Annotated in this window: 26 protein-coding genes and 1 pseudogene; 13 read left to right on the top strand and 14 right to left on the bottom strand. The window is 67.9% G+C overall.

What is annotated here, in order from left to right; translation table 11 throughout:
- Positions 1 to 127: 127 nt before the first annotated feature.
- Positions 128 to 1,366 (top strand): amidohydrolase, encoded by a 1,239-nt coding sequence (locus tag ACTWP6_RS04620; protein ID WP_443186940.1) that lies wholly within the window; start codon positions 128 to 130, stop codon positions 1,364 to 1,366.
- Positions 1,367 to 1,412: 46 nt separating this feature from the next.
- Here ACTWP6_RS04620 and ACTWP6_RS04615 read toward each other — a convergent pair whose 3' ends face one another.
- Together ACTWP6_RS04615 and ACTWP6_RS04610 are read right to left on the bottom strand one after the other, a co-directional pair.
- Positions 1,413 to 1,724, bottom strand: coding sequence for a DUF308 domain-containing protein (locus ACTWP6_RS04615; protein WP_260755049.1), 312 nt, complete (start codon positions 1,722 to 1,724; stop codon positions 1,413 to 1,415).
- Between the two features lie 27 nt (positions 1,725 to 1,751).
- Positions 1,752 to 2,375 (bottom strand): flavodoxin family protein, encoded by a 624-nt coding sequence (locus tag ACTWP6_RS04610; protein WP_260755050.1) that lies wholly within the window; start codon positions 2,373 to 2,375, stop codon positions 1,752 to 1,754.
- Between the two features lie 110 nt (positions 2,376 to 2,485).
- Here ACTWP6_RS04610 and ACTWP6_RS04605 point away from each other — a divergent pair, with 110 nt between their 5' ends.
- Positions 2,486 to 2,680 carry a hypothetical protein gene (locus tag ACTWP6_RS04605; RefSeq protein WP_396884638.1) on the top strand — a complete coding sequence of 65 codons (195 nt, stop codon included), beginning with the start codon at positions 2,486 to 2,488 and terminating at the stop codon, positions 2,678 to 2,680.
- A gap of 47 nt (positions 2,681 to 2,727) precedes the next feature.
- Here the strand turns inward: ACTWP6_RS04605 and ACTWP6_RS04600 are convergent, their stop codons facing one another.
- The 4 genes from ACTWP6_RS04600 to ACTWP6_RS04585 form a co-directional block, all read right to left on the bottom strand.
- The gene (locus ACTWP6_RS04600; RefSeq protein WP_260755052.1) at positions 2,728 to 3,096 is read right to left on the bottom strand and encodes a hypothetical protein; all 369 of its coding nucleotides are present in this window, start codon (positions 3,094 to 3,096) and stop codon (positions 2,728 to 2,730) included.
- 5 nt (positions 3,097 to 3,101) lie between these two features.
- Positions 3,102 to 3,359, bottom strand: coding sequence for a Rho termination factor N-terminal domain-containing protein (locus tag ACTWP6_RS04595; protein WP_260755053.1), 258 nt, complete (start codon positions 3,357 to 3,359; stop codon positions 3,102 to 3,104).
- 68 nt (positions 3,360 to 3,427) lie between these two features.
- Entirely contained in the window at positions 3,428 to 4,450 is a 1,023-nt protein-coding gene (locus tag ACTWP6_RS04590) for a DNA topoisomerase IB (protein ID WP_260755054.1), read from the bottom strand.
- Between the two features lie 73 nt (positions 4,451 to 4,523).
- Positions 4,524 to 5,705: a zinc-dependent alcohol dehydrogenase gene (locus tag ACTWP6_RS04585; protein WP_260755055.1), complete on the bottom strand. Its 1,182-nt coding sequence runs from the start codon at positions 5,703 to 5,705 to the stop codon at positions 4,524 to 4,526.
- 158 nt (positions 5,706 to 5,863) lie between these two features.
- Here ACTWP6_RS04585 and ACTWP6_RS04580 point away from each other — a divergent pair, with 158 nt between their 5' ends.
- Positions 5,864 to 6,439 (top strand): hemerythrin domain-containing protein, encoded by a 576-nt coding sequence (locus tag ACTWP6_RS04580; protein ID WP_443186939.1) that lies wholly within the window; start codon positions 5,864 to 5,866, stop codon positions 6,437 to 6,439.
- Between the two features lie 75 nt (positions 6,440 to 6,514).
- Here the strand turns inward: ACTWP6_RS04580 and ACTWP6_RS04575 are convergent, their stop codons facing one another.
- Positions 6,515 to 7,312, bottom strand: coding sequence for an SDR family oxidoreductase (locus ACTWP6_RS04575; RefSeq protein WP_260758262.1), 798 nt, complete (start codon positions 7,310 to 7,312; stop codon positions 6,515 to 6,517).
- Positions 7,313 to 7,417: 105 nt separating this feature from the next.
- Entirely contained in the window at positions 7,418 to 7,936 is a 519-nt protein-coding gene (locus ACTWP6_RS04570; RefSeq protein WP_260755056.1) for a DUF6328 family protein, read from the bottom strand.
- Positions 7,937 to 8,060: 124 nt separating this feature from the next.
- Here ACTWP6_RS04570 and ACTWP6_RS04565 point away from each other — a divergent pair, with 124 nt between their 5' ends.
- Complete coding sequence (locus ACTWP6_RS04565; protein ID WP_260755057.1) at positions 8,061 to 8,336, top strand: DUF4235 domain-containing protein; 276 nt, start codon at positions 8,061 to 8,063, stop codon at positions 8,334 to 8,336.
- Between the two features lie 41 nt (positions 8,337 to 8,377).
- Here ACTWP6_RS04565 and ACTWP6_RS04560 read toward each other — a convergent pair whose 3' ends face one another.
- Positions 8,378 to 9,049, bottom strand: a complete 672-nt coding sequence (locus tag ACTWP6_RS04560) for a hypothetical protein (protein ID WP_443186938.1) — start codon at positions 9,047 to 9,049, stop codon at positions 8,378 to 8,380.
- Between the two features lie 221 nt (positions 9,050 to 9,270).
- On the opposite strand from ACTWP6_RS04560, the gene ACTWP6_RS04555 reads away from it, so the two are divergent.
- The 7 genes and pseudogenes from ACTWP6_RS04555 to ACTWP6_RS04525 all read left to right on the top strand — a co-directional run bounded on the left by ACTWP6_RS04555 (position 9,271) and on the right by ACTWP6_RS04525 (position 17,381).
- Complete coding sequence (locus ACTWP6_RS04555; protein ID WP_443186937.1) at positions 9,271 to 9,369, top strand: potassium-transporting ATPase; 99 nt, start codon at positions 9,271 to 9,273, stop codon at positions 9,367 to 9,369.
- Positions 9,351 to 9,452: a potassium-transporting ATPase subunit F gene (locus ACTWP6_RS04550; protein ID WP_443186936.1), complete on the top strand. Its 102-nt coding sequence runs from the start codon at positions 9,351 to 9,353 to the stop codon at positions 9,450 to 9,452. The genes ACTWP6_RS04555 and ACTWP6_RS04550 overlap by 19 nt, the downstream gene beginning before the upstream one ends.
- A complete protein-coding gene (gene kdpA / locus ACTWP6_RS04545) occupies positions 9,452 to 11,125 on the top strand; it encodes a potassium-transporting ATPase subunit KdpA (protein WP_443186935.1) in 1,674 nt (557 codons plus the stop codon). Before ACTWP6_RS04550 ends, kdpA begins: the two co-directional genes overlap by 1 nt.
- Positions 11,122 to 13,254: a potassium-transporting ATPase subunit KdpB gene (gene kdpB / locus ACTWP6_RS04540; RefSeq protein WP_443186934.1), complete on the top strand. Its 2,133-nt coding sequence runs from the start codon at positions 11,122 to 11,124 to the stop codon at positions 13,252 to 13,254. The genes kdpA and kdpB overlap by 4 nt, the downstream gene beginning before the upstream one ends.
- Positions 13,255 to 13,256: 2 nt before the next feature.
- Positions 13,257 to 14,132 (top strand): potassium-transporting ATPase subunit C, encoded by an 876-nt coding sequence (locus ACTWP6_RS04535; protein ID WP_443186933.1) that lies wholly within the window; start codon positions 13,257 to 13,259, stop codon positions 14,130 to 14,132.
- 6 nt (positions 14,133 to 14,138) lie between these two features.
- Positions 14,139 to 16,691, top strand: a complete 2,553-nt coding sequence (locus ACTWP6_RS04530) for a sensor histidine kinase (RefSeq protein ID WP_260755063.1) — start codon at positions 14,139 to 14,141, stop codon at positions 16,689 to 16,691.
- A pseudogene (locus ACTWP6_RS04525) lies at positions 16,688 to 17,381 on the top strand (response regulator). Before ACTWP6_RS04530 ends, ACTWP6_RS04525 begins: the two are co-directional and overlap by 4 nt.
- A gap of 64 nt (positions 17,382 to 17,445) precedes the next feature.
- On the opposite strand, the gene ACTWP6_RS04520 reads toward ACTWP6_RS04525, so the two are convergent.
- Positions 17,446 to 18,327 (bottom strand): alpha/beta fold hydrolase, encoded by an 882-nt coding sequence (locus ACTWP6_RS04520; RefSeq protein ID WP_443186932.1) that lies wholly within the window; start codon positions 18,325 to 18,327, stop codon positions 17,446 to 17,448.
- A gap of 37 nt (positions 18,328 to 18,364) precedes the next feature.
- Here ACTWP6_RS04520 and ACTWP6_RS04515 point away from each other — a divergent pair, with 37 nt between their 5' ends.
- A complete protein-coding gene (locus tag ACTWP6_RS04515) occupies positions 18,365 to 20,236 on the top strand; it encodes a propionyl-CoA synthetase (protein WP_443186931.1) in 1,872 nt (623 codons plus the stop codon).
- A gap of 86 nt (positions 20,237 to 20,322) precedes the next feature.
- A complete protein-coding gene (locus ACTWP6_RS04510; RefSeq protein WP_260755067.1) occupies positions 20,323 to 20,793 on the top strand; it encodes a DUF4383 domain-containing protein in 471 nt (156 codons plus the stop codon).
- 5 nt (positions 20,794 to 20,798) lie between these two features.
- On the opposite strand, the gene ACTWP6_RS04505 is transcribed toward ACTWP6_RS04510, so the two are convergent.
- The 4 genes from ACTWP6_RS04505 to ACTWP6_RS04490 form a co-directional block, all read right to left on the bottom strand.
- On the bottom strand, positions 20,799 to 21,419 hold the full coding sequence (locus tag ACTWP6_RS04505; RefSeq protein WP_260755068.1) for a hypothetical protein: 621 nt from the start codon (positions 21,417 to 21,419) through the stop codon (positions 20,799 to 20,801).
- 101 nt (positions 21,420 to 21,520) lie between these two features.
- Positions 21,521 to 22,471, bottom strand: coding sequence for a Ppx/GppA phosphatase family protein (locus ACTWP6_RS04500; protein ID WP_443186930.1), 951 nt, complete (start codon positions 22,469 to 22,471; stop codon positions 21,521 to 21,523).
- A gap of 34 nt (positions 22,472 to 22,505) precedes the next feature.
- Positions 22,506 to 23,000: a DUF501 domain-containing protein gene (locus ACTWP6_RS04495; protein ID WP_260755070.1), complete on the bottom strand. Its 495-nt coding sequence runs from the start codon at positions 22,998 to 23,000 to the stop codon at positions 22,506 to 22,508.
- Positions 22,993 to 23,742, bottom strand: coding sequence for an FtsB family cell division protein (locus tag ACTWP6_RS04490; RefSeq protein ID WP_443186929.1), 750 nt, complete (start codon positions 23,740 to 23,742; stop codon positions 22,993 to 22,995). Before ACTWP6_RS04490 ends, ACTWP6_RS04495 begins: the two co-directional genes overlap by 8 nt.
- Between the last annotated feature and the right edge of the window lie 2 nt (positions 23,743 to 23,744).

Here is a 23,744-nt window from a genome sequence, read left to right as displayed (position 1 = left end):
CGGATGATCTGATCCGGAGTGTGCCGCCGGCGCTTGTTCGTTGCCATGTCGTCATTGATTCTTCCTGCCCGAGCACTCGGGCAACAGAGTCCCACAACGACTGGACCACTACAGGGGGCTCACCTCAGTGCTGCAGGGCCTGGCGGGAATCCGCGGTTGGCAGGAGGACTGCTACCGCGACCTGCACCGCCACCCCGAACTGTCACATCAGGAGCACCGAACCGCACAGCGGGTGTCCGAGGCGCTCAACGCCGCCGGCTATCACGTTCACGACGGTGTCGGCGGCACCGGTGTGGTCGGGACGCTCGGCAACGGATCCGGCCCCACAGTGTTACTGCGCGCCGACATGGACGCACTGCCCGTCCTTGAGGAAACCCGGCTGCCCTACGCGAGCACCGTGTCGAGCAGAGACGACCACGGCCACGAGGTCCCGGTGATGCACGCCTGCGGCCACGACGTCCACGTGGCCGCCCTGCTCGGTGCCGCCCGACTGCTGGCCGAGGGTCGCGCCCACTGGCAGGGCACCGTCGTGGCGCTCTTCCAGCCGGCCGAGGAAACCGGCGACGGGGCGCAGCGCATGGTCGATGACGGGCTAGCGGAACTGCTGCCCCAGGTCGATGTGGCTCTCGGCCAACACGTACTGCCGCTACCCGCCGGGATGGTCGGTGTGCACGAGGGTCCCTTCCTCGCGTCGGCCGACAGCATGCGTGTCACGGTCTTCGGCCGGGGTGGCCACGGTTCGATGCCTCAGTCGACGGTCGACCCGGTGGTGCTCGCCGCGATGATCGTGGTGCGCCTGCAGACCGTGGTCGCCCGCGAGGTCCCCCCTGTCGAGCCCGCCGTGCTCACCGTCGGCAGCATCGCAGCGGGCAGCAAGAGCAATGTGATCCCCGAACGCGCCGTGCTCCAACTCAACATCCGGACCTACAACGACCGCACCCGCACGGCCGTCCTCGATGCGGTCCGGCGGATCGTCACCGCCGAATGCGTCGCGTCGCGGTCTCCGACGGATCCGGAGTTCGAGCTGTTCGACCGATTTCCATTGACCGACAACGACGTCGATGCGACGGCACGCGTTCGCGAGGCATTCCGCGCCGCATTCGGAGACCGATGCGTGGAGCTGCCGCAGGGCGCCGCCAGTGAAGACTTCAGCGCCATCCCGGCAGCGCTCGGAGCTCCCTACACGTACTGGGGTATCGGCGGTATCGATCCCGACGAGTATCAGGCCGCCGCAGCGGCGGGCACGGTCGAGCAGGACATCGCGGCGAACCACTCCCCACGCTTCGCGCCCGTCATCCAACCCACGCTCGACACCGGCACCGCGGCGCTGGTGACCGCGGCAATGGCATGGCTGGGCCGGGCTTGACAGACCGACTCGGTCGAGTGCTCACCATCTTTCGGCGGCCGAGGCGTCAGCTCGTCGGCGGCTCGTAATGTGCCTCGGGGTGTTGCTGATGCCAATCCACCTGCTTCTTTTGCACTTTGTGATGTGTGCGGTTGAGCCAGAGCAGGCCACCGGCCATGAACAACACGGCGAGGATCACCGCCACCACCCCGGTGGCGGTGCTGCTGTTGGCGAACGAGAAAAGTCCGACAACCAAGCTCAGAACGCCGAGTCCGACGGCGACCAAGCCCGGGGCGTTGGTACCGGCCTTCATGGTCTCGCCGGCGTGCTGGCGGGTGGTCCGTGCGTGATCGACGGGATCACGTGATGTGTCAGGCATGATGCTCCTTTCGCTGACGTACGGCCATCACTGATAGGGCGGGTACTGCGACTGCTTCAACACCCGCGCGAGGTAGACGGCGTTGCGAGCGGCTGCTGCTGTGGCCGAGGCAATTTGTTCGGGCACCTCGTCGAGATCCTTGTAGTCACCGGTCTCCATCGCCGGTCCGTTCCAGTAGGTGCACCCCTGCGCGGGGATGGTGTAACCCACGTCGTTGAGACCCTGGAACACATCCGCGACCACCTTGTGGGCGCCGTCCTCGTTGCCGACGACGCTGACAAGGCCGACCTTGCCGAGCATTGAGGGTCGCCCCTGCTCGTCGGTGTTCGACAACTCGGCGTCCAGGCGCTCCAGTACCCGCTGCGTCACCGAAGACGGGTGCCCCAGCCAGATCGGGGTGCTGATCAGCAGGATGTCGGCGTCCAGGACCTTCTGGCGGATCTGCGGCCACTGGTCGCTGCCGCCCATGTCGGCCTCGACGCCGGGCGCGATGTTGAAGTCCACACAACGCACTGCCTCACATTCGGCGCCTTGCTCACGCAGCGTCTCAAAGACGTACTCGGCGATCAACGCGCTGCTGCTCTCGCCCGGGCTCGGGGTGAGAGTGCAGACAAGTGCCAGAGCGCGCACAGGTGTTGCGGAGTCGGACATGCGGTGGTCATACCCGACGCAAATTCGCCCAAACGGCTGCGCCGCGGACGTCACAGGATCCGACTAGTCATCCCGCGCGACCATGAGTTTTGAACCACCGTGACGCGGGCATGCCGGACCGCATGAGCGAACCCCATTCTGAAAAGGCCGAATCCGACGTCGAGGCCGACCCCAAGGTCGCGGGCTCACGCGCGGCCAAGGACACTGACGATCCGAGCGAGGGTCCCTACGTCGGTCGCGCCAGCGGCGACGACGACTTCGACGCCGGTGAGTCCGGCGCCGAAGCGCGCAGCAACGACGGCTGACCGCGGCTTCGGGTCAACCCGGTTCAGACCGGGCTCGGGACGGATTACTACTTCTTATCCCATGGAGGGGTTTCGCCCATCTTGGCGTCGTACTTTGCCAGATGACTCTTCACCCGGTCTATGTCCTTCTCCGGCAGATCAATTCCCCCGCGGGACCCTTGCATGATCGCGCCGGCGGCCATGACGGCCCGCGGCACCGCACGCAGTTCCCCGTCGATCACATCGGCGGTCAGCAGCTTGTACGCCGTGAATTTCTTCTTATTGTCCTGGTCGTACCAAATGTGTGCGTCGCGGTATGGGGCATTCGGCTCCTCGGTGGCGCCGGCCCATCTGCGGACGCGTTTCTCGGCGGCGCCACCGTCCCACTTGCGATCACGGTCGGCCAGCGGCAGATCCTGGAAAGCAGTGACCGCCATGGCGACTAGTGATTACGCAGCTGGTTGATCAGTTTGTCCTTGGTCAGGTGGGAGTAGCCGGAGATGCCGAGTTCCTTGGCCCGCTTCTTGAGGTCGCCAACCGTCCAGTCGTCGTACGAGCCGGACTGCCCGCCCCGGCGGCCGACCTTCGATTTACCCTGCGCAGCGGCCGCATTCGAGATTCGCGCAGCCTTCTCCTTCGAGTTTCCCTCGCGCCGAAGATCCTCATACATCTTCTCGTTCTTGATCGATGAGTTCGGCATGAACCTCGCCTCCCTTGATAACGATGTGTTCGTCTCAGGCTTCCCCGGCCACGTGGCAACAAAACCCCTCAACTCTTGGCCACCCGTCGAATCAGTGTCCGGGTCGCCTTCTCCAGCAGCAGCTGCGCCTCATCCGGGGCCGAGGTCTTGGACGCCCGGCGCACCGCCGACGCGATCGTCAACCCACGCGCATATCCGTCGACGACGCGCGGATCTACGTAGGATGCCCGAGCCACCGCAGGGGTGTTTCCCAGTTCCTCTGAGACCTCCTTCATCACTCCGGCAGCGGCCCGTTTGATCGCGGTCTTGGATGTCGGGGGCTTCGCGTCGGCGAACGCCGCGGCCGCCAATACCGTGCCGTGCCAGGTCCGTAGGTCCTTCACGCTGAACTCGTCGCCGACGAGTTCCTTGAACCGCGCGTTGAGATCGTCGGCGCGCACGTCGACCCAGGTGCCGTTGGAGCCGTTGAGACACACCAGCAGTCGGTCCGAGCGCTCTTCGCGCCGCATCAGCGCACGCACCGCCCGTACCACTTCGGGATCGTCGATCTCGACGCTGCGCTGGACACCGCTCTTGGCGGGGTAGTCGAACACCACCGCGCCGTTGCGCAATGTGACGTGCTCGCACAGCAGCGTGGCCAGGCCGTAGTGCTCGTGTTCCTCGGCGTACTGCTCCCCGCCGGCGCGGAAATAGCCCCGGTCGAGCAGTTGCAGCGCCAGCGCCAGCACCCGCTCGCGGTGCAGGCCGCGCTTTCCGAGATCGTCGGCGATCTGAGCCCGCCATTGCGGCAAGCGCACCGACAGCTCCAGCACCCGGTCGAATTTTTCCTCAGCCCGCTCCTGCTGCCATCGCTGGTGATAGAGGTACTGGCGCCGCCCGGCGGCGTCGGTTCCGACCGCCTGGATGTGCCCGCTCGGTGTCGGGCTGATCCACACGTGCTTCCAGGCAGGCGGGATAACGAGTTCTTTGATGCGTTGCGTGGTGTCCGGGTCTGCCAGCAACTCGCCGTCAGGCGTGTAGTAGGTAAAGCCCTTGCCGCGGCGTCTGCGGACTATGCCGGGAGTGTTCAACTTGCTGCGTGTCAGCCGCACGGAAGGCACCTCTCGGGAGCGTTATCCCGCCTGGGTACCCGCCAGTTCCCCACTCACACACAGTCACTCCAGCTCAGGGCTGTAAGACAACCTTGACTGCGCCGTCGGCCTTCTCCTGGAAGATCTTGTAGGCGTGCGGCGCCTCGTCCAGCGGCAGGGTGTGCGTGGCAAAGGTGTCCACGCCCAGCGGATCGGAGTCGGTCAGCAACGGCATGATGTCGTCGACCCACTTCTTGACGTTGGCCTGACCCATCCGCAGCTGGATCTGCTTGTCGAACAGGGTCAGCATCGGCATCGGGTCGGCCATGCCGCCGTAGACGCCGATCAGTGAGAGCGTGCCTCCTCGACGCACACAGTCGATCGCGGTGTAAAGCGCTTCGAGTCGGTCCACACCGGCCTTCTCCATGATCGGTTTCGCGAGGGCGTCGGGCAGCAACGACGCGGCCTGCTGGACCAACTTGGCCACCGGCGAACCGTGCGCCTCCATACCGACCGCGTCGATCACGGAGTCGCTCCCGCGTCCGCCGGTGAGACGACGGACCTCGTCGCCGACCGAGCCGTCGACGTTGTTCAGGTCGATCGCATGGATACCGCGCGCGGTGGCGCGAGCGAGGCGCTCGGGCACCAGGTCGACCCCGAACACCTGGTAGCCCATGTGCTGGGCGATGCGCGCGGCCATGTCACCGATGGGACCCAGCCCCAGCACGGTGACGGTTCCACCGTCGGGCACACCCGCGTACGCGACCGCCTGCCACGCGGTGGGAAGCACATCCGAGAGGTAGACAAACCGCGAGTCCGGCGGACCGTCCGGCACCTTGATGTGGGTGAACTGGGCCTGCGGCACGCGCAGATACTCAGCCTGTCCGCCGGGCACCGAACCGTACAGCTCGGAATAGCCGAACAGCGCCGCGCCCATGCCCTTGTCGCGCACCTGTGTGGTCTCGCACTGGGTGTACAGCTTCTGGTCGCACATGAAACAGTGCCCGCAGGAGATCTGGAACGGGATGACCACCCGGTCCCCTACGGCCAGGTTCGACACAGCGCTGCCCACCTCGCGCACGACACCCATCGGCTCATGGCCGAGAATGTCACCTTCGTTCATGAATGCTCCGAGCACCTCGTAAAGATGCAGGTCGGAACCACAGATATTGGTCGACGTCACCTCGATGATCGCATCGGTGGGTTCTTCGATCGACGGATCCGGGACGGTGTCGACACGTACATCCCGCTTGCCATGCCAGGTCACTGCCTTCATGATCCCGTCACTACCCGGTGGGGGCCGACCCAAACCCGGTTCGACACTACGGCGGAGGGGTTTTCCGGCACGTCGTGCCGGGTATCGATCCCGACGAGGCGCTCTCCAACGATGCGCGCCTCGACAGCCCAACTTCCAGTTTCACCAAGGAGATTCACGTGACCGCACCGACAATCGGATCGGCCCGGGACGTCGTCGACTACCTCAAGTCGCAACACGAGACCATCAAGGCGTTGTTCATCGAGACCCTCGACGCCGCCGACGCGGCGTCCCGGCAGGACGCCTTCACCCGCCTGCGCACCATGCTGGCGGTGCACGAGACCGCCGAGGAGATGGTCGTGCACCCCCGCGTCCGGCGCAAGGCCGAGGGCGGGGCGCAGATCGTCGACGAGCGCCTCGTCGAGGAGCACGACGCCAAGGTGCTGCTGCGCGACATCGAGAAACTCCCGATCGACAGCGCCGAATTCAGCAAGTCGCTGATCCACCTCCAGGCCGCCGTGCTCGAGCACGCCAAGAACGAGGAAGAGTTGGAGTTCACCGCCCTGGAGGCGGCCGTCGGTGACGACGAACTGGCCAAGCTCGCCGACGCCGTCGCCGTCGCCGAGCGCATCGCGCCGACCCATCCCCACCCGGGCGTGGAGTCCGCGGCCGCGAACTTCGCCGCCGGCCCGTTCGCCTCCGTCCTCGACCGCGCCAAGGACGCGCTCGGCGCCGTGTTCGCCAAGCGTTCCTGAGGGCACGCACCGAATACCGGTTCACCACAACGGCCGCCACTTTCCCGCAGTGGCGGCCGTTGTGGTGAATCGGGCTCAGCCGGGCAGTGTTTCGCCGCCGATCGGGGCGAGCACCTCGCCGCTGTAGTACGAGGACATCCGTGAGGACGCGAAGAAGACGTAGGACGGTGCGATCTCGTCGGGTTGGGCCGCGCGTCCCATCGGCACCTGCTCTCCGAAGGACTCGGTCTTCTCGGCGTCCATTGTCGCCGGGATCAGTGGAGTCCAGACCGGGCCCGGTGCAACGCAATTGACGCGAATATTGCGGTCGGCCAGCGACTGCGCCAACGAGTAGGTCAGCGCGATCACCGCACCCTTGGTGGCCGAGTAGTCGATCAGGGTCTTGTTGCCGCGCAACCCGTTGATGGAACCGGTGTTGATGATCGCAGACCCGTCGGGCAGGTGCTGCAGGGCGGCCTTGGTGACGTAGAAGAAGCTGTCGATGTTCACCGCGAAGGTGCGCCGCCATTGCTCGTCGCTGATCTCCGTCAGGTCCGACGCCGGCGACTGAAACGCCACATTGTTGACGACGATGTCCAGTCCGCCCAGCTGTTTGACGGTCTCTTCCACCACCGCACGGCATTGCGCCGGGTCGGCCAAGTCGCCCGGCAGCCGGATCGCCCGCTGTCCGGCTTCTTCGATCAGCGACGCCGTGTGCGCGGCGTCGTCCTCTTCGCTCAGGTAAGCGATCGCGACGTCGGCGCCCTCCTTGGCGAACGCGATCGCGACGGCCCGGCCGATGCCCGAGTCTCCCCCGGTGATCAGCGCCCGTTTGCCCGCCAGCTGGCCGGTGCCCACGTAGTCGCGCATCTCGTCGCGCGGCTTCGGTGACATGTCCCCGGTTTCACCGGGGTACGGGATCACTGCATCAGGTGTCACGTCATCACTCACGGCGCGTGCGTACCCGGCGACCGGCCCCCGAAACTACGGGCCCCCAAACTACGGAGTCGGCGGCTGCCGGTTGCCGTTGCGCATGGCCAGCGGCAGCGCCAGCCAGAACACGATGAACAACACCAGCGCGAAGGCGCCCGCGGTCAGTGCCGGGCCGAGACCTGCCACCGCGTCGAAGATGATGACCGTCACCCCGGTCACCGCGAGCGCCAGCAGCACCAACCCCGCGTAGGCGCACCGGTGCGCCGCCCGGACCAGCGCGTCCAGGCGGTGACGGCGAAACAGCAGCCGGTGCATCCCCACCGGGGCGATCAGAAGGGCGGTCGACGCCACCGCCGCACACACCGTCGCCAGGAAGACTCCCTGCATCGACTCGCCGAGAATGTCGAAACGCTGCTGGAACGGCAGGGTGAGCAAAAAGCCCGTCAGCAGTTGCACTCCGGTCTGCACCACCCGCAACTCCTGGAGCAAGCTTGCCCAATTGCGGTCCAGACGCTCGGTCTCGGTCTCCCGGGGTCGGTTACGGGGGTCCCAGTCCGCTTCGTCGGCCGTTCGCTCGGCGTCCACCTCGCGATCCTCCCACCAGCCGAGTGCGCACGTGCCAGGTTTGGCCGGTGCCCACCTGGGTAGACGCTGGGCAAGCGTGCCCGCACCGCATACACATCTGTGCCGCATACACATTGGAGTGACGATGAGCAAGATCGCGAGATCGCTGTACACGCCGCTGTCGGTGGCCACCGGCGTCGGCGGCGGACTGCTCGCCGGGGCCATCTTCGGACAGGTCTGGAAGCGCGTCGGTGACAACGATCCGGAGCCGCCCGACCCCAAGGACCTGACCCAGTCGACCAAGACGGTCATCACCGCGGCGGCGATCCAGGGGCTGATCGTCGGTATCGTCCGGGCAGCCCTTCAGCGCGCCGGCGCCCGTGGTTACCGGGCCGTCACCCACGAGATGCCGCCGTCATAGCTGCGCCGCGGAGTCGTCGGGCCTTGACGCGATCGGCCCGGTCACCGCGTCAGCGGTGTCAGCACCACCGCGGGGCGCGGTAACCGCCACCGGGCGCAACCCTCGTCCAGCGCGTCGTCCACCGCCGCCGCAATCCGGCGCAGCTGTCGCGTGTGCCCCCCAAGCCAAATCCCGGCCGACCCGCCGGACAGGCTGATCCGGGTCAGATTCAACCCGCAGTCGCGCAGCACAGCGGTGTGGTTCAGCACCCGTTCGGCGGCCGCGCCCCACTGCGCGGGATCGCCGAAACCGTCGACGTCGGCGTGCATTCCGACCACATCGAGTCGCCGCTCACCCAGCACGGCGGGACCCCGTTCGTCGAGATAGACGCGTTTCGTCGGCTCCGGGCAGGTGGCCAGCACACCGACGTGCCGCTCAGTCGACACGACGAAGCGCGTCACGCCGAGCGCCGCCGCGCGGCGGATGGTGCCGGCGTGCCGATCACACCGCAGCATCACCTGGCGTGGGCGCACACCGCCGGCCTGCACCGCCGCCAATTCCTGCGCCCCGCAGGCCGTCACGGTGAGACCGCGGGCCCGCACGCACGCCGCGACAGCCGGGTCCCGCAGTACGGTCGCCGGCAGACCGCATCCGGCCATCGCGAGGATACGTCGCACACAGTGCACCGAGGCGGGCAGCCGGTGCGGGGAGGACGGCACGCCCAGGAGAGTCATCAATTCGGTGTACCCGCGCACCCTGGCAGCACTCGCCGATCCGCACGGCATCCTGACGGAAGACTCCCAGACTTTGACGGCGCTCTGAGGTTCGCATGGAGGGCGTAAAAACGCCCCACTCCCCCGTCAAGAAACCGTCAACGCGCAGCTCACGGGCCGCTGCACGGCCGTACCTTGGCCTTCGCGATCCGCCACTGGGGCGGAGGCGTAAACGAGCAGGGGTGCTGACAATCGTGATCTCCGTGGTGACCTACGTCGCGCTGACGGTGGCGATCTTCGCCGTCCTCGGAGCCGTGCAGAAGTGGATGGAAGAGCTGTGACGCAGAACCTGATCGGCCTGGCACTGGCGACGTCGATCGCGGCGTTCCTGTTCGCGGCTCTGCTGTTCCCGGAGAGGTTCTAGTGAGCGCCGAACTCGCCGGGATCCTGTTCCTGGTCTCGCTCGTCGTCGCGCTGGCCGCGGTGCACGTACCGCTCGGCGACTACATCCACCGCGTGTACAACACGGCACGCGATTCCCGCGCCGAGCGCGCGGTATACCGGCTCATCGGCGCCGATTCCGGCGCCCAACAGACGTGGGGCTCCTACGCGCGCAGCGTGCTTGCGTTCTCCGCGGTGAGTCTGCTGTTTCTGTTCGTCCTGCAGCTGGTGCAGGGCAGACTGCCGCTCGCGCTGACCGACCCGGGCACCCCGATGACACCCGCGCTGGCGTGGAACACCGCGGTCAGTTTCGTTACCAACACCAACTGGCAGGCCTACTCGGGCGAATCAACCCAGGGTCACCTCGTGCAGATGGCCGGGCTCACGGTGCAGAACTTCGTCTCGGCCGCCGTCGGGATGGCGGTCGCCATCGCCCTCGTGCGCGGCCTGGCGCGCAGCAGCACCGCCCAACTCGGCAACTTCTGGGTTGACCTGGTACGCGGCACCTTCCGAATCCTGTTGCCGGCGTGCGTCATCGGGGCCGTCATCCTGATCTCGGGCGGGGTGGTGCAGAACTTCGCACTGCACGACCAGGTGGTGACCACCCTGGCCGGGGCGCAGCAGACCATCCCCGGCGGCCCGGTGGCCAGCCAGGAGGTCATCAAGGAACTCGGCACCAACGGCGGCGGGTTCTTCAACGCCAACTCGTCACACCCGTTCGAGAATCCCACCGCGTGGACGAACTGGGTCGAGATCTTCCTGCTCAGCGTCATCGCATTCTCGCTGCCCCGGACGTTCGGCCGCATGGTCGGCAGCCGCCGACAGGGTGTGGCGATCGTCGCGGTCATGGCCCTCATCGCGCTGGTCAGCGTCAGCCTGACGATGTTCTTCCAGATGCAGCACCACGGCACCGTGCCCACCGCTGTGGGCGCATCCATGGAAGGCGTGGAACAGCGTTTCGGAGTGGCGAATTCGGCGGTGTTCGCCGCGGCGACCACGCTGACGTCGACCGGGGCGGTGAACTCGTTCCACGACTCGTACACCAGCCTCGGTGGCATGATGCCGATGCTGAACATGATGCTCGGCGAGGTGGCGCCCGGCGGAGTCGGTTCCGGTCTGTACGGCATGCTGATCCTGGCGATCATCACCGTGTTCATCGCCGGCCTGATGGTCGGGCGCACCCCGGAGTATCTCGGCAAGAAGATCACACCGCGCGAGATCAAGCTGGCCGCAATGTATTTCCTGATCTCGCCGTTGATCGTGCTGGCCGGGACCGCTTCGGCCATGGCCCTGCCGGGCCAGCGGGACGCCATGCTCAACACCGGACCGCACGGCTTGTCCGAGGTGCTCTATGCGTTCACGTCGGCGGCCAACAACAACGGTTCCGCGTTCGCCGGCATCAGTGTGAACACCACCTGGTACAACACCGCGCTCGGCCTGGCCATGATCGTGGGCCGGTTCCTGCCCATCATCGTCGTGCTGGCGCTGGCGGGCGCGCTCGCCAGACAGGGCAAGACACCGGAATCGGCGGGAACTCTGCCCACCCACCGGCCGCAGTTCGTCGGCATGGTCGCCGGCGTGACGCTGATCCTGGTCGCCCTGACATTCCTGCCCATGCTCGCGCTCGGACCCCTCGCCGAAGGACTCCACTCATGACCGTCACCACCGTCGACGCCGCCCGCCGAAAGCATGCCGGGGCCGGCTCCACCGCCAAGGTCGGCGGCGGACTGCTCGACCCGAAGATGCTGTGGACCTCTCTGCCGGACGCGATCCGCAAGCTCGACCCCCGCACGCTGTGGCGCAATCCGGTGATGTTCATCGTCGAGATCGGCGCGGTGTGGAGCACCGTCCTGGCCTTCATCGACCCGTCGTGGTTCGCGTGGTTGATCGTGGTCTGGCTGTGGTTGACGGTGGTCTTCGCCAATCTCGCCGAGGCCGTCGCCGAGGGGCGCGGCAAGGCTCAGGCCTCCAGCCTGCGCAGAGCGCAGACGGACACGATGGCCCGACGGATCACCGGCTCGGGGGGCGAAGAGCAGGTCGCCGCGCCGCTGCTCTGTCAGGGCGACCTCGTCGTGGTCGAGGCCGGACAGGTCATCCCCGGAGACGGCGACGTCGTGGAAGGCATTGCGTCGGTGGATGAGTCGGCCATCACCGGTGAATCTGCGCCCGTCATCCGGGAATCGGGTGGTGACCGGTCGGCGGTCACCGGCGGAACCACCGTGCTGTCGGACCGGATCGTCGTCCGGATCACCCAGAAGCCGGGTGAGAGCTTCATCGACCGGATGATCGCTCTGGTCGAAGGCGCCAACCGGCAGAAGACCCCCAACGAGATCGCGTTGAACATCCTGCTCGCCGCGTTGACCATCATCTTCGTGTTCGCCGTCGCAACCCTGCAGCCGCTGGCGATCTACTCGAAGGCCAACAATCCCGGTGTGCCGGACAGCCTGGCGCTCAACGGAAACGGGGTCACCGGCATCGTCCTGGTGTCGCTGCTGGTGTGCCTGATCCCGACCACGATCGGCGCCCTGCTCAGTGCCATCGGCATCGCCGGCATGGATCGTCTCGTGCAGCGCAACGTGCTCGCCATGTCCGGTCGTGCCGTGGAAGCCGCCGGCGACGTCAACACCCTGCTGCTCGACAAGACCGGCACCATCACGCTGGGCAACCGGCAGGCCGCGGAATTCGTCCCGCTACCCGGTGTGACGCCGGAAGCACTGGCCGACGCCGCGCAGCTTTCCAGCCTGGCCGACGAGACACCGGAAGGCTGCTCGATCGTCGTGTTCGCCAAACAGGAGCACGGATTGCGGGCGCGCCAACCCGGGGAACTCGCACGTGCTGTCTGGATCGAGTTCTCCGCCACCACCAGGATGTCAGGGGTCGACGTCGACGGGCACCGACTCCGCAAGGGGGCAGCCACCGCCGTTGCCGAATGGGTGCGATCCGAAGGCGGCACCGTGCCCACCGAACTCGGCCCCGTGGTCGACGAAATCTCGGCCGCCGGTGGCACCCCGCTGGTAGTCGGTGAGATCCGGGAAGGCGAACACGCCAGGGTGCTCGGGGTCATCCACCTCAAAGACGTCGTCAAGCACGGCATGCGGGAACGCTTCGACGAGATGCGGCGCATGGGCATCCGCACGGTGATGATCACCGGCGACAATCCGTTGACCGCCAAAGCCATCGCCGACGAGGCCGGGGTCGACGACTTCCTCGCCGAAGCCACCCCGGAAGACAAGATGGCACTGATCAAAAAGGAGCAGGCCGGGGGGCGACTGGTCGCGATGACCGGTGACGGCACCAACGACGCGCCCGCCCTCGCGCAGGCCGATGTCGGGGTGGCGATGAACACCGGCACCTCCGCGGCCAAGGAGGCCGGCAACATGGTCGATCTCGACTCGGACCCGACCAAGCTGATCGAGATCGTCGAGATCGGTAAGCAGTTGCTGATCACCCGCGGCGCGCTGACCACGTTCTCGATCGCCAACGACATCGCGAAGTACTTCGCGATCATCCCCGCTCTGTTCGTCGGCCTTTTCCCGGGCCTGGAGCTGCTGAACATCATGCGACTACACAGCCCGCAATCGGCGATCCTGTCCGCGGTGATCTTCAACGCGATCATCATCGTCGCGTTGATTCCCCTGTCGCTCAAGGGAGTCCGCTACACCCCGAGCAGTGCGTCGAAGCTGTTGAGTCGCAACCTCTACCTCTTCGGGCTCGGCGGAATCGTCGCACCGTTCTTGGGCATCAAACTGATCGACCTCGTCGTCCAACTCCTTCCAGGAATGTGATCATGAACCTGTTCAACACCTTTCGGCAGCACTGGGCCGCGCTGCGCGCACTGCTGGTCTTCACCGCCGTGCTGGGCATCGGCTACCCGGTACTGATCTGGCTGATCGCCCAGGCGCCGTTCCTGTCCGACAGGGCCGACGGTTCGATGCTCCACGTGGGGGCAGAGCCGGTCGGCAGCAGCCTCATCGGCCAGTCCTACACCGATGCCGACGGCAACCCGTTGCCGCAGTACTTCCAGGGACGGCCGTCGGCAGCCGGAGACGGCTACGACCCGATGGCCAGTGGCGCGAGCAACCTGGGCCCGGAGAGCATCGTCGATCAGCCCGGCACACCGAGCCTGCTCACGCTGGTGTGCTCACGCAGCGCCGCGACCGGCGAACTGGACGGGGTCAGCGGCGCCCGCCCGTACTGCACGGAAAACGGGGTGGGCGCGGTGCTGTCGGTGATCGGTCCCCGCGACGCCGCAGGCGACGTCGTCCGCCCCACCACGGTGGTCAGCGTGAACGAGCCGTGCGCGACCACGGCGACGCCGTTCGTCGCCGACTACCGGGGAGTCCGGGTGCGTTGTGCGGCCGCAGGTGAGGATTACCGCACCGGCCAACTGGTACCTGTGCGCGGAACGGCGTCGGCCGACCCGCCGGTGCCGGCCGACGCCGTCACCGCCGGCGGCAGTGGGCTCGACCCGCACATCTCACCGGCTTACGCCGACCTGCAGGTGAATCGTGTCGCCGCCGCCCGCGGCATGAGTGCCGAGCAGGTGCGGGCGCTGATCGCCGAGCACACCGAGGGCCGCACGCTGGGCTTCCTCGGTGAACCACGGGTCAACGTGCTTGAGCTGAATCTGGCGCTGGATGCAAACACCGCGAACGGGACGTGACGCGGCGTGGATGATGAACCTGTGGTGACATCAGCGTGCCGGTCGAAGCGCGGAGAGCTGCGCATCTACCTGGGCGCCGCGCCGGGCGTCGGTAAGACGTACGCGATGCTCGGCGAAGCGCACCGGCGGCTGGAACGCGGCACCGACCTGGTCGCCGCGGTGGTGGAGACCCACGGCCGCAGCAAGACCGCCGAACTGCTCGCCGGTATCGAGGCGGTGCCCCCGAAGCTCATCGAGTACCGCGGTCGGAGCTTCCCCGAACTCGACGTCGAGGCGGTGCTCCGGCGCAGTCCGCAGGTGGTCCTGGTCGACGAGCTCGCCCACACCAACACCCCCGGCAGCCGAAACCCGAAACGCTGGCAGGACATCGAGGAACTCCTCGACGCCGGCATCACCGTGATCACCACCGTCAACGTCCAGCACCTGGAGAGCCTCAACGACGTCGTCACCCAGATCACCGGCATCGAACAGCAGGAGAAGGTCCCCGACGAGGTGGTGCGGGCCGCCGACCAGGTGGAGCTGGTCGACATCACCCCGGAAGCGTTGCGGCGCAGGCTCGCCCACGGAAACGTGTACGCTCCCGAACGGATCGACGCGGCCCTGTCCAACTACTTTCGCCGCGGCAATCTCACCGCGCTGCGGGAGCTGGCGCTGCTGTGGCTGGCCGACCAGGTCGACGCCGCGCTGGAGAAGTACCGGGCCGACAACAAGATCACCGACACCTGGGAGGCCCGGGAACGCGTCGTGGTCGCCGTGACCGGCGGTCCAGAGTCGGAAACGTTGGTGCGCAGAGCGTCTCGTATCGCCTCGAAGGCCAGCGCCGAACTGATGGTCGTGCACGTGATCCGCGGCGACGGGCTGTCCGGGGCATCAGAGGCCCGAATGGGGAAGATCCGAGAGCTCGCAGCCAGTCTCGGTGCGACGCTCCACACCGTCGTCGGTGACGGCGCCGGTGGGGTGCCGGACGCCCTGCTCGACTTCGCCAGAGAGATGAACGCCACCCAGCTGGTGCTCGGCACGTCCAGACGCTCCCGGTGGGCGCGGATCTTCGACGAGGGCATCGGCGCGGCCGTCGTGCAGAAGTCGGGCCGCATCGACGTACACATGGTGACCCACGAGCAGGCCGGCGCCGAGCCGCTCCGGGCCAGAGTGACTCCTCGGCAACGTCACGCCGTCTCGTGGCTGGCCGCACTGGCTGTTCCCTCCGTCATCTGCGCGGCCACCGTCCTGCTGCTCGACCCGTTGCTCGGCATCGGTGGCGAGAGCGCGATGTTCTTCATCGGCGTCCTGGTCGTCGCGCTGCTCGGCGGAGTGGCGCCGGCCGCGCTTTCGGCCGTGCTCTCCGGTGCGCTGCTCAACTTCTTCCTCGTCGATCCGCGGCACACATTCACCATCGCCGAGCCTGACAGTGCGATCACGATCGTGGTGCTGCTCGTGGTGGCCGTCGCGGTCGCCGCACTCGTCGACAGCGCGGCCAACCGGGCGCGGGAGTCCCGCCGCGCGGCGCGCGAGGCCGAATTACTGGCCATGTTCGCCGGGGCGGTGTTGCGCGGCGCCGACCTGGACACGCTGCTCGAACGCGTGCGCGAGGCCTACTCACAGCGGTCGGTGACCCTGGTCCGCGGCGAAGCCGGCGCCGGCGAGGTGGTCGGCTGCGCCGGCGCCGAACCGTGCATGACGCCCGGGTCCGCCGACACGGCCATCGAAGTCGGCTCCAAGGACGACCCCGAGGAATTCTGGTTACTGCTCGCGGGGCGCAAACTCGACGCCAGGGACCGCCGGGTGCTCAGCGCCGTCGCCAACCAGGCCGCAGGTTTGGCCAGGCAGCACGAACTCACCGAGGAAGCCGACCGGGCGCAGGCGATCGCGCGGGCCGACGAACTGCGCCGCTCACTGCTGTCGGCGGTCAGCCATGACCTGCGCACGCCGCTGGCCGCCGCCAAGGCCGCGGTGTCGAGCCTGCGCGGTGAGGACGTCGGGTTCTCCCCCGACGACACCGCCGAGCTGCTGGCCACCGTGGAGGAGTCGATCGATCAACTGTCGGGCCTGGTCGGCAACCTGTTGGACTCCTCCCGGCTCGCAGCCGGGGTGGTGCGTCCGCAGCTGCAGTCGGTGTATCTGGAGGAGGCGGTGCCGCGCGCGCTGCTCGGAATCAGCCGCAGCAGCACGGGTTTACGGGCAGGGCTGGACCGGGTCAAGGTGGAGGTCGGCGACTCGGTGGTGATGGCCGACAGCGGCCTGCTGGAGCGGGTGCTGGCCAACGTGATCGACAATGCGCTGCGCTACGCCCCTGACGGCCCGGTGCGGGTCACGGCGGGGCAGGTCGGCGACCGCGTCCTGATCGCCGTCGCCGACGAGGGGCCGGGGCTCGCGCGCGGCGCCGAGGACGAGCTGTTCGCGCCGTTCCAGCGGCTCGGCGATCAGGACACCAGCAGCGGTGTCGGACTTGGTCTTTCGGTGGCCCGAGGTTTCGTCGAGGCGATGGGCGGCACCATCTCGGCGACCGACACCCCCGGCGGCGGGTTGACCATCGAGATCGACCTGGCGGCATCGCGATGAACTCGGTCAAGACCCGAGTCCTGGTCATCGACGATGAGCCGCAGATCCTGCGGGCGCTGCGGATCAACCTGTCGGTGCGCGGCTATGCGGTGTACACCGCGGCCACCGGAGCCGAGGCGCTCAAGACGGCCGCCGATCACAAGCCCGACGTGATCGTGCTCGATCTCGGGCTGCCCGACATGTCGGGCATCGAGGTGCTCGCCGGTCTGCGGGGGTGGCTCCCGGCGCCGGTGATCGTGCTGTCCGCGCGCAGCGACTCGACCGACAAGGTGGAGGCGCTCGACGCCGGCGCCGACGACTACGTCACCAAACCCTTCGGCATGGACGAATTTCTGGCCCGCCTACGGGCAGCGGTGCGTCGTGGCACCGCCGCCGCCGACACGGACGAGCCCGTCGTCGAGACGGCGTCGTTCACCGTCGACCTCGCGGCGAAGAAGGTCACCAAGAACGGCGTCGAGGTGCACCTGACGCCGACCGAGTGGGGCATGCTGGAAATGCTCGTGCGACACCGCGGCAAGCTGGTCGGCCGAGAGGAACTGCTCAAAAGAGGTGTGGGGACCGGCTTACGCCAAGGAGACCCACTACCTGCGGGTGTACCTGGCGCAACTGCGGCGCAAGCTCGAAGACAACCCGTCACACCCAGTGCACCTGCTCACCGAAGCCGGCATGAGCTACCGCTTCCAGCAGTAGCGCCCAGCCCCCCGCGGAATAGCGTTCCTGGCTGTTGCCGCAGGCGATTTCGCGACCAGGAATGCTATTCCGCGGGGGACGTGACGGGGAATTCCTCGGCCAGCGCGATCAGCTTGGCGCGCACCAGGTCTGGCTGCTCGTCGAGAATGAAATGCCCTCCGTCGACGACCTCGATCTTGTAGTCGTCGGCCCGCGCCGTCTCCGCCGCGGCGAGATCCGGGTGGATCGCGGTGTCCTTGCGGCCGAACAACACCCGCGTCGGCACCGTCGACCATCGGCGCTCACCGTTGCGCACACCGGCAGGCACCTCCTTGGTCAGGAACGTGCGGTAGGTGTCGCGGGCCGTCCGGGCCACCACCGGATCCCGGAAGCGGTCGGCATACACCCGCGCCGTCTGCGGATCAATCTTGGCCGCCACCCGGAAGATCAGCTTCTCCAGGTACGGGGTGCGGCGCTGCAGCGGCACCCCCACCGACGCCACGAACGGCTGGTAGAGCAGGAACCGCCACAGGTGCGGCGCCATCGCCTTCGGCGGCACCCACACGTGGGCGATGTTCAGCGCCAGGTAGGCGTCGACGCGTTCAGGTACCCGCAGCGTGAGCAGGTGGCCGATGTAGCCGCCCCAGTCATGGCCGACGAGCAGCACCCGGTCCAGGCCCATGGCGTCCATCAGCGCCACGAGGTCGCTGACCACGTCCTCCTTGGCCCATTTGTGCGGGGCCGGCCCAGACCATCCGTAGCCCGGCAGATCGGGCGCGATGATGCGCAGCCCCTCAGGCGGGTCGGCGAGCAGCGAACGGTAGGCCCAGTGGTGCTGCGGCCAGCCGTGCAGTGCCAAGACCGGCCTGCCGTTCTCGGGACCGGCCTCGGTCACGTGGAAATCGACGCCTCGGGCGGTGACGCGGCTGCGGCGCACCCCGTCGATCGGCGGGGGTTGGTTCGTCATGTTCCAGAGAGTAATCGGCAGGTACTACGGTGCTCCTATGCCCGGGTATCGCGACCTCTTCGACGCCAGCATCAACGACGCGATCGCGTTCTGGAAAGACGCAGCCCGCGCCGTGACGTGGACACGGCCGCCCGAGCGCATCCTCGATGACGGCAACCCGCCGCTCTACCGATGGTTTCCCGATGCCGAGCTCAACACCAGCGCGAACGCTCTGGACCGGCACGTCGCCGACGGCCGCGCGGACCAGCCCGCACTGATCTACGACTCGGCGGTCACCGACACCAAACGCACCTACACCTACGCCGAACTGCTCGATCAGACCGCGCGGTTCGCCGGTGTGCTGCGCGGCCTCGGCGTCGGCAAGGGCGACCGGGTCGTCATCTACATGCCGATGATCCCCGAGGCCGTCATCGCGATGCTGGCCTGCGCGCGTCTGGGTGCGGTGCATTCGGTGGTGTTCGGCGGCTTCGCCCCCCACGAGCTGGCGGTGCGCATCGACGACGTGCGCCCGACGGTGATCGTGTCGGCGTCGTGCGGCATCGAGCCGTCGCGCTGCGTCGAGTACAAGCCGCTGCTCGACACCGCGATCGGGATGGTCGCCCACCCGCCCAAGCACTGCGTGGTGGTGCAGCGGGACCGGCTGCAGTGCGACCTGGTCGACGGCCGGGACCTGGCGTGGTCGGACGTGATGGCCGAAGCCGAGCCGGTCGACCCGGTGCCGGTGGCGGCCACCGACCCGCTGTACGTGCTCTACACCTCCGGCACCACCGGCAAGCCCAAGGGCATCGTCCGCGACAACGGCGGACATGCGGTGGCGCTGCTGTGGACCATGCGCCACATCTACGACATCGACCCCGGTGACGTGTTCTGGGCCGCTTCGGACGTGGGCTGGGTGGTCGGCCATTCCTATATCGTCTACGCGCCGCTGCTGCTCGGCGCCACCACGGTGCTCTACGAGGGCAAGCCGGTCGGCACCCCCGACCCGGGGGCGTTCTGGCGGGTGGCCTCCGAGCACGGGGTCAAGGCGCTGTTCACCGCACCGACGGCGATCCGCGCCATCCGCAAGGAAGACCCGCACGGCAAGTACCTGGACGACTACGACCTGTCCGGGCTGAAGTACCTGTTCCTGGCAGGCGAACGCCTCGACCCCGACACCTACCACTGGGCGTCGGACAAACTCGGCATCCCGGTCGTCGACCACTGGTGGCAGACCGAGACGGGCTGGCCGATCGCCGCGAATCCGATTGGTACGGAACAACTTCCGCTCAAAGCCGGCTCCCCCACCGTGCCGATGCCCGGCTACGACGTGCGCATCCTGCACGACCACGGACACGAGTGCGCCCCGGGAGAGGAAGGAGCGATCTGCATCAAGCTGCCGCTGCCGCCCGGCACGCTGCCCACGCTGTGGAACGCCGACGACCGCTACCAGGCGTCGTACCTGACCGAGCACCCCGGCTTCTACCTCACCGGTGACGGCGGCCATTTCGACGAAGACGGCTACCTGTTCGTGATGGGACGGATCGACGACGTCATCAACGTCGCCGGGCACCGCTTGTCCACCGGCGCGATCGAGGAGGTGCTGGCGACCCATCCGGCGGTGGCCGAGTGTGCCGTGATCGGGGTCGCCGACGAGATCAAAGGCCAGGCGCCGCGCGGTCTCGTCGTGGTCAAGGCCGGTGCGAACGTCGACGGGCTGGCCGAGGAACTCGTGCAGCTGGTGCGCGACGAGATCGGCGCCGTGGCGGCGTTCAAGGTCGTCGACGTGGTGCCGGCGCTGCCGAAGACACGCTCGGGCAAGATCCTGCGCAAGACGATGCGCGGGCTGGCCGCCGGCCGGGACGAACCGGTGCCGTCGACCATCGAGGATCCGTCCGTGCTCGACGCGCTGGGCCCCATCCTGCGACCCTGACCCCGCCGGCGGCGTGTTACGGCCTGCCGAGGATGGGTATCTCCCGAGCACGCTCGTCGATCAGCGTGTGTGGAAGGAGGCGGGTCATGTCGTCGGCGGCCCCGAAATACATGGCGGTACAGGGTGCGGCGATGATCGTGGCGTCCGTGCTCGCCATCCTCGGCGTGCTGGGGTTCGTGCCCGGCGTGACGTCCGGACTCGACCAGCTCGGCTGGTTCGGTCAACATTCCGGGGCCCGTTTGTTCGGCACATTCACCGTGTCGATGCTGCTCAACCTCGCTCACCTGGTCGTCGGTGCGGCGGGCTTCTATTTCGCCCGCTCGTACGCGGGGTCGCGGGCGTACCTGCTGGCCGGCGGTGTGCTGTACATCGGGCTGTGGCTGTACGGCACGTTCGTCGAAGTCGGCAGCGACGCACGCGTGATCCCGCTCAACGCCGCCAGCAACTGGCTGCACCTGGGTCTCGGATCGGTGATGGTGCTGCTGGCGGTGACACTGGCCGGTCAGCACGATCCGACCAAGCGGCGTGCACGACTGCGCCGCCCGGCCCCGCAATGAGGATCTCAGACCAGTTCGGGCACCCTCAGGTGCGCGATCGCCAACTCGAAGTCGCCCTCCTCCAGCACTTCTGCGCCCGCCTGTTCCACGGTCGCGTCCCGCAGCCGGTCGAGCTGGGACCGGTGCCGCTGTAGCGCTTCTGCGCTGTCGTAGGCCGACGACACCACCGCCCTTGCCATTTCCCTGTTCACCAACAGGCTTGTGCTGCAATGCCCTTCGAGTTCGTCGAGGGCCGGCAATACCTGATTCCGGAAGATGTCGATCCCGGAGTCGACATGGCTCGGGTCGATCTTGGCCCAGCTGACCCGCACGCAGGCGCCTTCGGCGCTCTCGTGGTGGCGGTGCATGACGGCGATCTCCCAGTCCGCCATCTCCACGTTGCCGCCCAGGATCTGCGCCGCGCGGTCACGCACCTCGCGGACCAGTGGTGCGCTGGCACGCATCGCCTCCTCCGTCTGCCAGGCGCTGGTGGCGATGCATCGGCCCGATTTCCGGTCGGCGAGCAGCGAGAAACCGATGAACCCGTGCAACTTCTGTAGCTCGGGCATCACCGACCCGCGGATGTAGGCGATTCCGTCATCGACCGATGACGGCCGCCCCCAGACGGTCGTTGTTCGTGCATACACTATCCGCCTCCTTCGGACGAGGCAGCGTCGTGACGGCGCCGCCGTCGGGCTGATTGTCCTCCGCCGGGCGCCGGGCAGCAATGGCCGGAAGCGATGCCGTCTCAGGCGATCGACAACGCGATCCCGTCCAGGATGTCGTGTTCGCTGACCACCAGGTCGCTGATGCCGGCCCGCTCCCCCAGCAGCGCCGCCAGCTCCTGCACGATCAACGCCCCGCTGCCGATGACGTCGACGCGCCCCTCGTGCATGGGCCCCAGCGCGGCGCGCTGCCGGCGCGTCATCGCCAGCAGCTCGGCGCAGACCGGGAGCAGATCGTCGAAGCTGACCCGGGACAGATGGATGGCGTCGGAATCGTAGGTGGTCAGCTTGCGCGCGAGGGCCGCCAGCGTAGTCATCGTGCCCGCCACCCCCACCCAGGTGTGCGCGCGCTCCACCGGCACCGCGGCGACGACCTCGGTCAGCGCGTCCCGGACCACCGCGCGGGCGGCATCGATCTCCTCGTCGGTGGGCGGGTCGGAGCGCAGGCACCGTTCGGTCAACCGCACGCACCCAATGTCGGCCGAGTACGAGGCCTCCACCTGCCCGCAACGGCCGGAGCCCAGCACCACCTCGGTCGAGCCGCCTCCGAGATCGACGACGACGAAAGGCCCTGCCGCAGCGTCGAGTTCACCCACCGCGCCGCGGAATGACAGTTCGGCCTCTTCGGTGCCGGTGATCACCTCGGCCACCGCGCCGGGCACCACGGCGCCCAGCACCTCCGAGGTCATCGCGAAGAACTCGTCACGGTTGGTGACGTCCCGCGCCGCCGATGTCGCCACCATCCGCACCGCGCCGACGTCGTTGCGGCGCATCAAATCGGCGTAATCGCAGAGGGCGGCATGGGTGCGCGCCAACGCATCCGGCGCGAACTCTCCGGTCGCGTCGACTCCCTGCCCCAGACGCACGATCCGCATCTCGCGGTGGACGTCGCGCAACCCGCCCCCACCGTCGGTGACATCGGCGATCAGCAGGCGAATGGAGTTCGTTCCGCAGTCGACCGCGCCGACCCTCATGCGCGATCCCGCTTCGCGTCTCGCTCGCCCCTCTTCACTGCGTCCACACCTTCCTGTCCAGGATCCCCGCCATGGCTGGCTCGGCGGCCAGCACCGCCAACGCCTCGTCTCCGAACGGGTTCACGCCCGGCCCCTTGGCCAGGGAATGAGCGATCACCACGTGCAGGCACTTGACCCGGTCCGGCATACCGCCGCCGGAGAACGTGGTGCCCAGCGGTTCGATCGCGTCGCGCTCGGCCAGATACGACTCATGCGCCCGCCGGTACGCCGCGGCCAACTCCGGATCCGCGGCCAGGCGATCGGTCATCTCCCGCATCATCCCCGATGACTCCAGCCGGCTCGCCGCCGCGGTCAGCGCGGGATGGGTCAGGTAGAACAGCGTCGGAAACGGGGTTCCGTCAGGCAGTCTCGGTGCGGTCTTGACCACCGCGGGCTCGCCGTTGGGACACCGGTAGGCGATCTCCAGCACGCCGCGCGGCTCCCGGCCCAACTGCCGCGCGACCGCCTCCAGATCCGTCGGCTCAACCATGAGGCGCCGGAACGGGTGCGGGGCCGCCCGGCGCGCCGGGCGGCGGGGGTGGCATGGGCGGCATGTGTGGCGAGATCCCATGCGGCGCATCGGCGATGGTGTGCCACAGCGTGGTGTACCACGGATCGTTGCTCTTGGCTTCGGCCAGCTCTTCAGGCGAGGACTCCGGCTCGGTGGCCCCCGGCGGCAGTTGCACCTGATACGGGATCTCGCCGGGCATCACGAACCCCAACCGCTCCCGCGCCTGCGCGGCGATGAACACCGGATCGGCGAATCTGGCCTTCTGCTCTTCGAGTTCGGCGATCTGCTCGCGCAGCTGGGCCTCGCTGGCCTGAAGCTGCTTCATCTCGGTGCGCTGCGAGAAGTAGGTCCGAACCGGCCCGGCGATCGTCAACGTCAGCACGCAGACGAGGGCGGCCAGGATGGCCGCCCGTCGCGCGGCCGACCCGAACCGCTGTTCGGCGGCCTGCTCGGCAGACGAGATGATCGACTGCCTGATCGAACCGGCACCGCTGTCCTCGTCTCCGTCATCGAACCCGGAATCGGTTGCCGGCCCGGCGATCTCCTTCGGGGACCGCGGGTCGGCACCTCGCGTCTCGCGACGCGCCGACACACTGCGCGGCTTGGCCCGCCCGGAGTCACCGGATTTGCCCGGCTTACCCGGACGGGGCGAGGGTGCTTTCTTGCTCCTCGCGTCCGCAGAGCTTTTCTTGCGCGGGTCGGGCCGATTCGCTTCGGGCACGG

The sequence above is a fragment of the Mycobacterium sp. 4D054 genome, assembly GCF_052245755.1.
In the GTDB taxonomy this organism is placed as follows: domain Bacteria; phylum Actinomycetota; class Actinomycetes; order Mycobacteriales; family Mycobacteriaceae; genus Mycobacterium.
This window is presented reverse-complemented; position numbering and strand designations above follow the sequence as displayed.

What these genes read in the sequence shown, in the direction of transcription:
- ACTWP6_RS04565 (WP_260755057.1), top strand. Translation starts at nt 8,061, where the DNA reads ATGAGCAAGATCGCGAGATCGCTGTACACGCCGCTGTCGGTGGCCACC.
- ACTWP6_RS04595 (WP_260755053.1), bottom strand. Translation starts at nt 3,359, where the DNA reads ATGCCGAACTCATCGATCAAGAACGAGAAGATGTATGAGGATCTTCGG.
- ACTWP6_RS04495 (WP_260755070.1), bottom strand. Translation starts at nt 23,000, where the DNA reads ATGGTTGAGCCGACGGATCTGGAGGCGGTCGCGCGGCAGTTGGGCCGG.
- ACTWP6_RS04560 (WP_443186938.1), bottom strand. Translation starts at nt 9,049, where the DNA reads ATGACTCTCCTGGGCGTGCCGTCCTCCCCGCACCGGCTGCCCGCCTCG.
- ACTWP6_RS04575 (WP_260758262.1), bottom strand. Translation starts at nt 7,312, where the DNA reads ATGTCACCGAAGCCGCGCGACGAGATGCGCGACTACGTGGGCACCGGC.
- ACTWP6_RS04585 (WP_260755055.1), bottom strand. Translation starts at nt 5,705, where the DNA reads ATGAAGGCAGTGACCTGGCATGGCAAGCGGGATGTACGTGTCGACACC.
- ACTWP6_RS04500 (WP_443186930.1), bottom strand. Translation starts at nt 22,471, where the DNA reads ATGAGGGTCGGCGCGGTCGACTGCGGAACGAACTCCATTCGCCTGCTG.
- ACTWP6_RS04605 (WP_396884638.1), top strand. Translation starts at nt 2,486, where the DNA reads ATGCCGGACCGCATGAGCGAACCCCATTCTGAAAAGGCCGAATCCGAC.
- ACTWP6_RS04520 (WP_443186932.1), bottom strand. Translation starts at nt 18,327, where the DNA reads ATGACGAACCAACCCCCGCCGATCGACGGGGTGCGCCGCAGCCGCGTC.
- ACTWP6_RS04615 (WP_260755049.1), bottom strand. Translation starts at nt 1,724, where the DNA reads ATGCCTGACACATCACGTGATCCCGTCGATCACGCACGGACCACCCGC.
- ACTWP6_RS04600 (WP_260755052.1), bottom strand. Translation starts at nt 3,096, where the DNA reads ATGGCGGTCACTGCTTTCCAGGATCTGCCGCTGGCCGACCGTGATCGC.
- ACTWP6_RS04535 (WP_443186933.1), top strand. Translation starts at nt 13,257, where the DNA reads ATGAACCTGTTCAACACCTTTCGGCAGCACTGGGCCGCGCTGCGCGCA.
- ACTWP6_RS04515 (WP_443186931.1), top strand. Translation starts at nt 18,365, where the DNA reads ATGCCCGGGTATCGCGACCTCTTCGACGCCAGCATCAACGACGCGATC.
- ACTWP6_RS04610 (WP_260755050.1), bottom strand. Translation starts at nt 2,375, where the DNA reads ATGTCCGACTCCGCAACACCTGTGCGCGCTCTGGCACTTGTCTGCACT.
- ACTWP6_RS04510 (WP_260755067.1), top strand. Translation starts at nt 20,323, where the DNA reads ATGTCGTCGGCGGCCCCGAAATACATGGCGGTACAGGGTGCGGCGATG.
- kdpB (WP_443186934.1), top strand. Translation starts at nt 11,122, where the DNA reads ATGACCGTCACCACCGTCGACGCCGCCCGCCGAAAGCATGCCGGGGCC.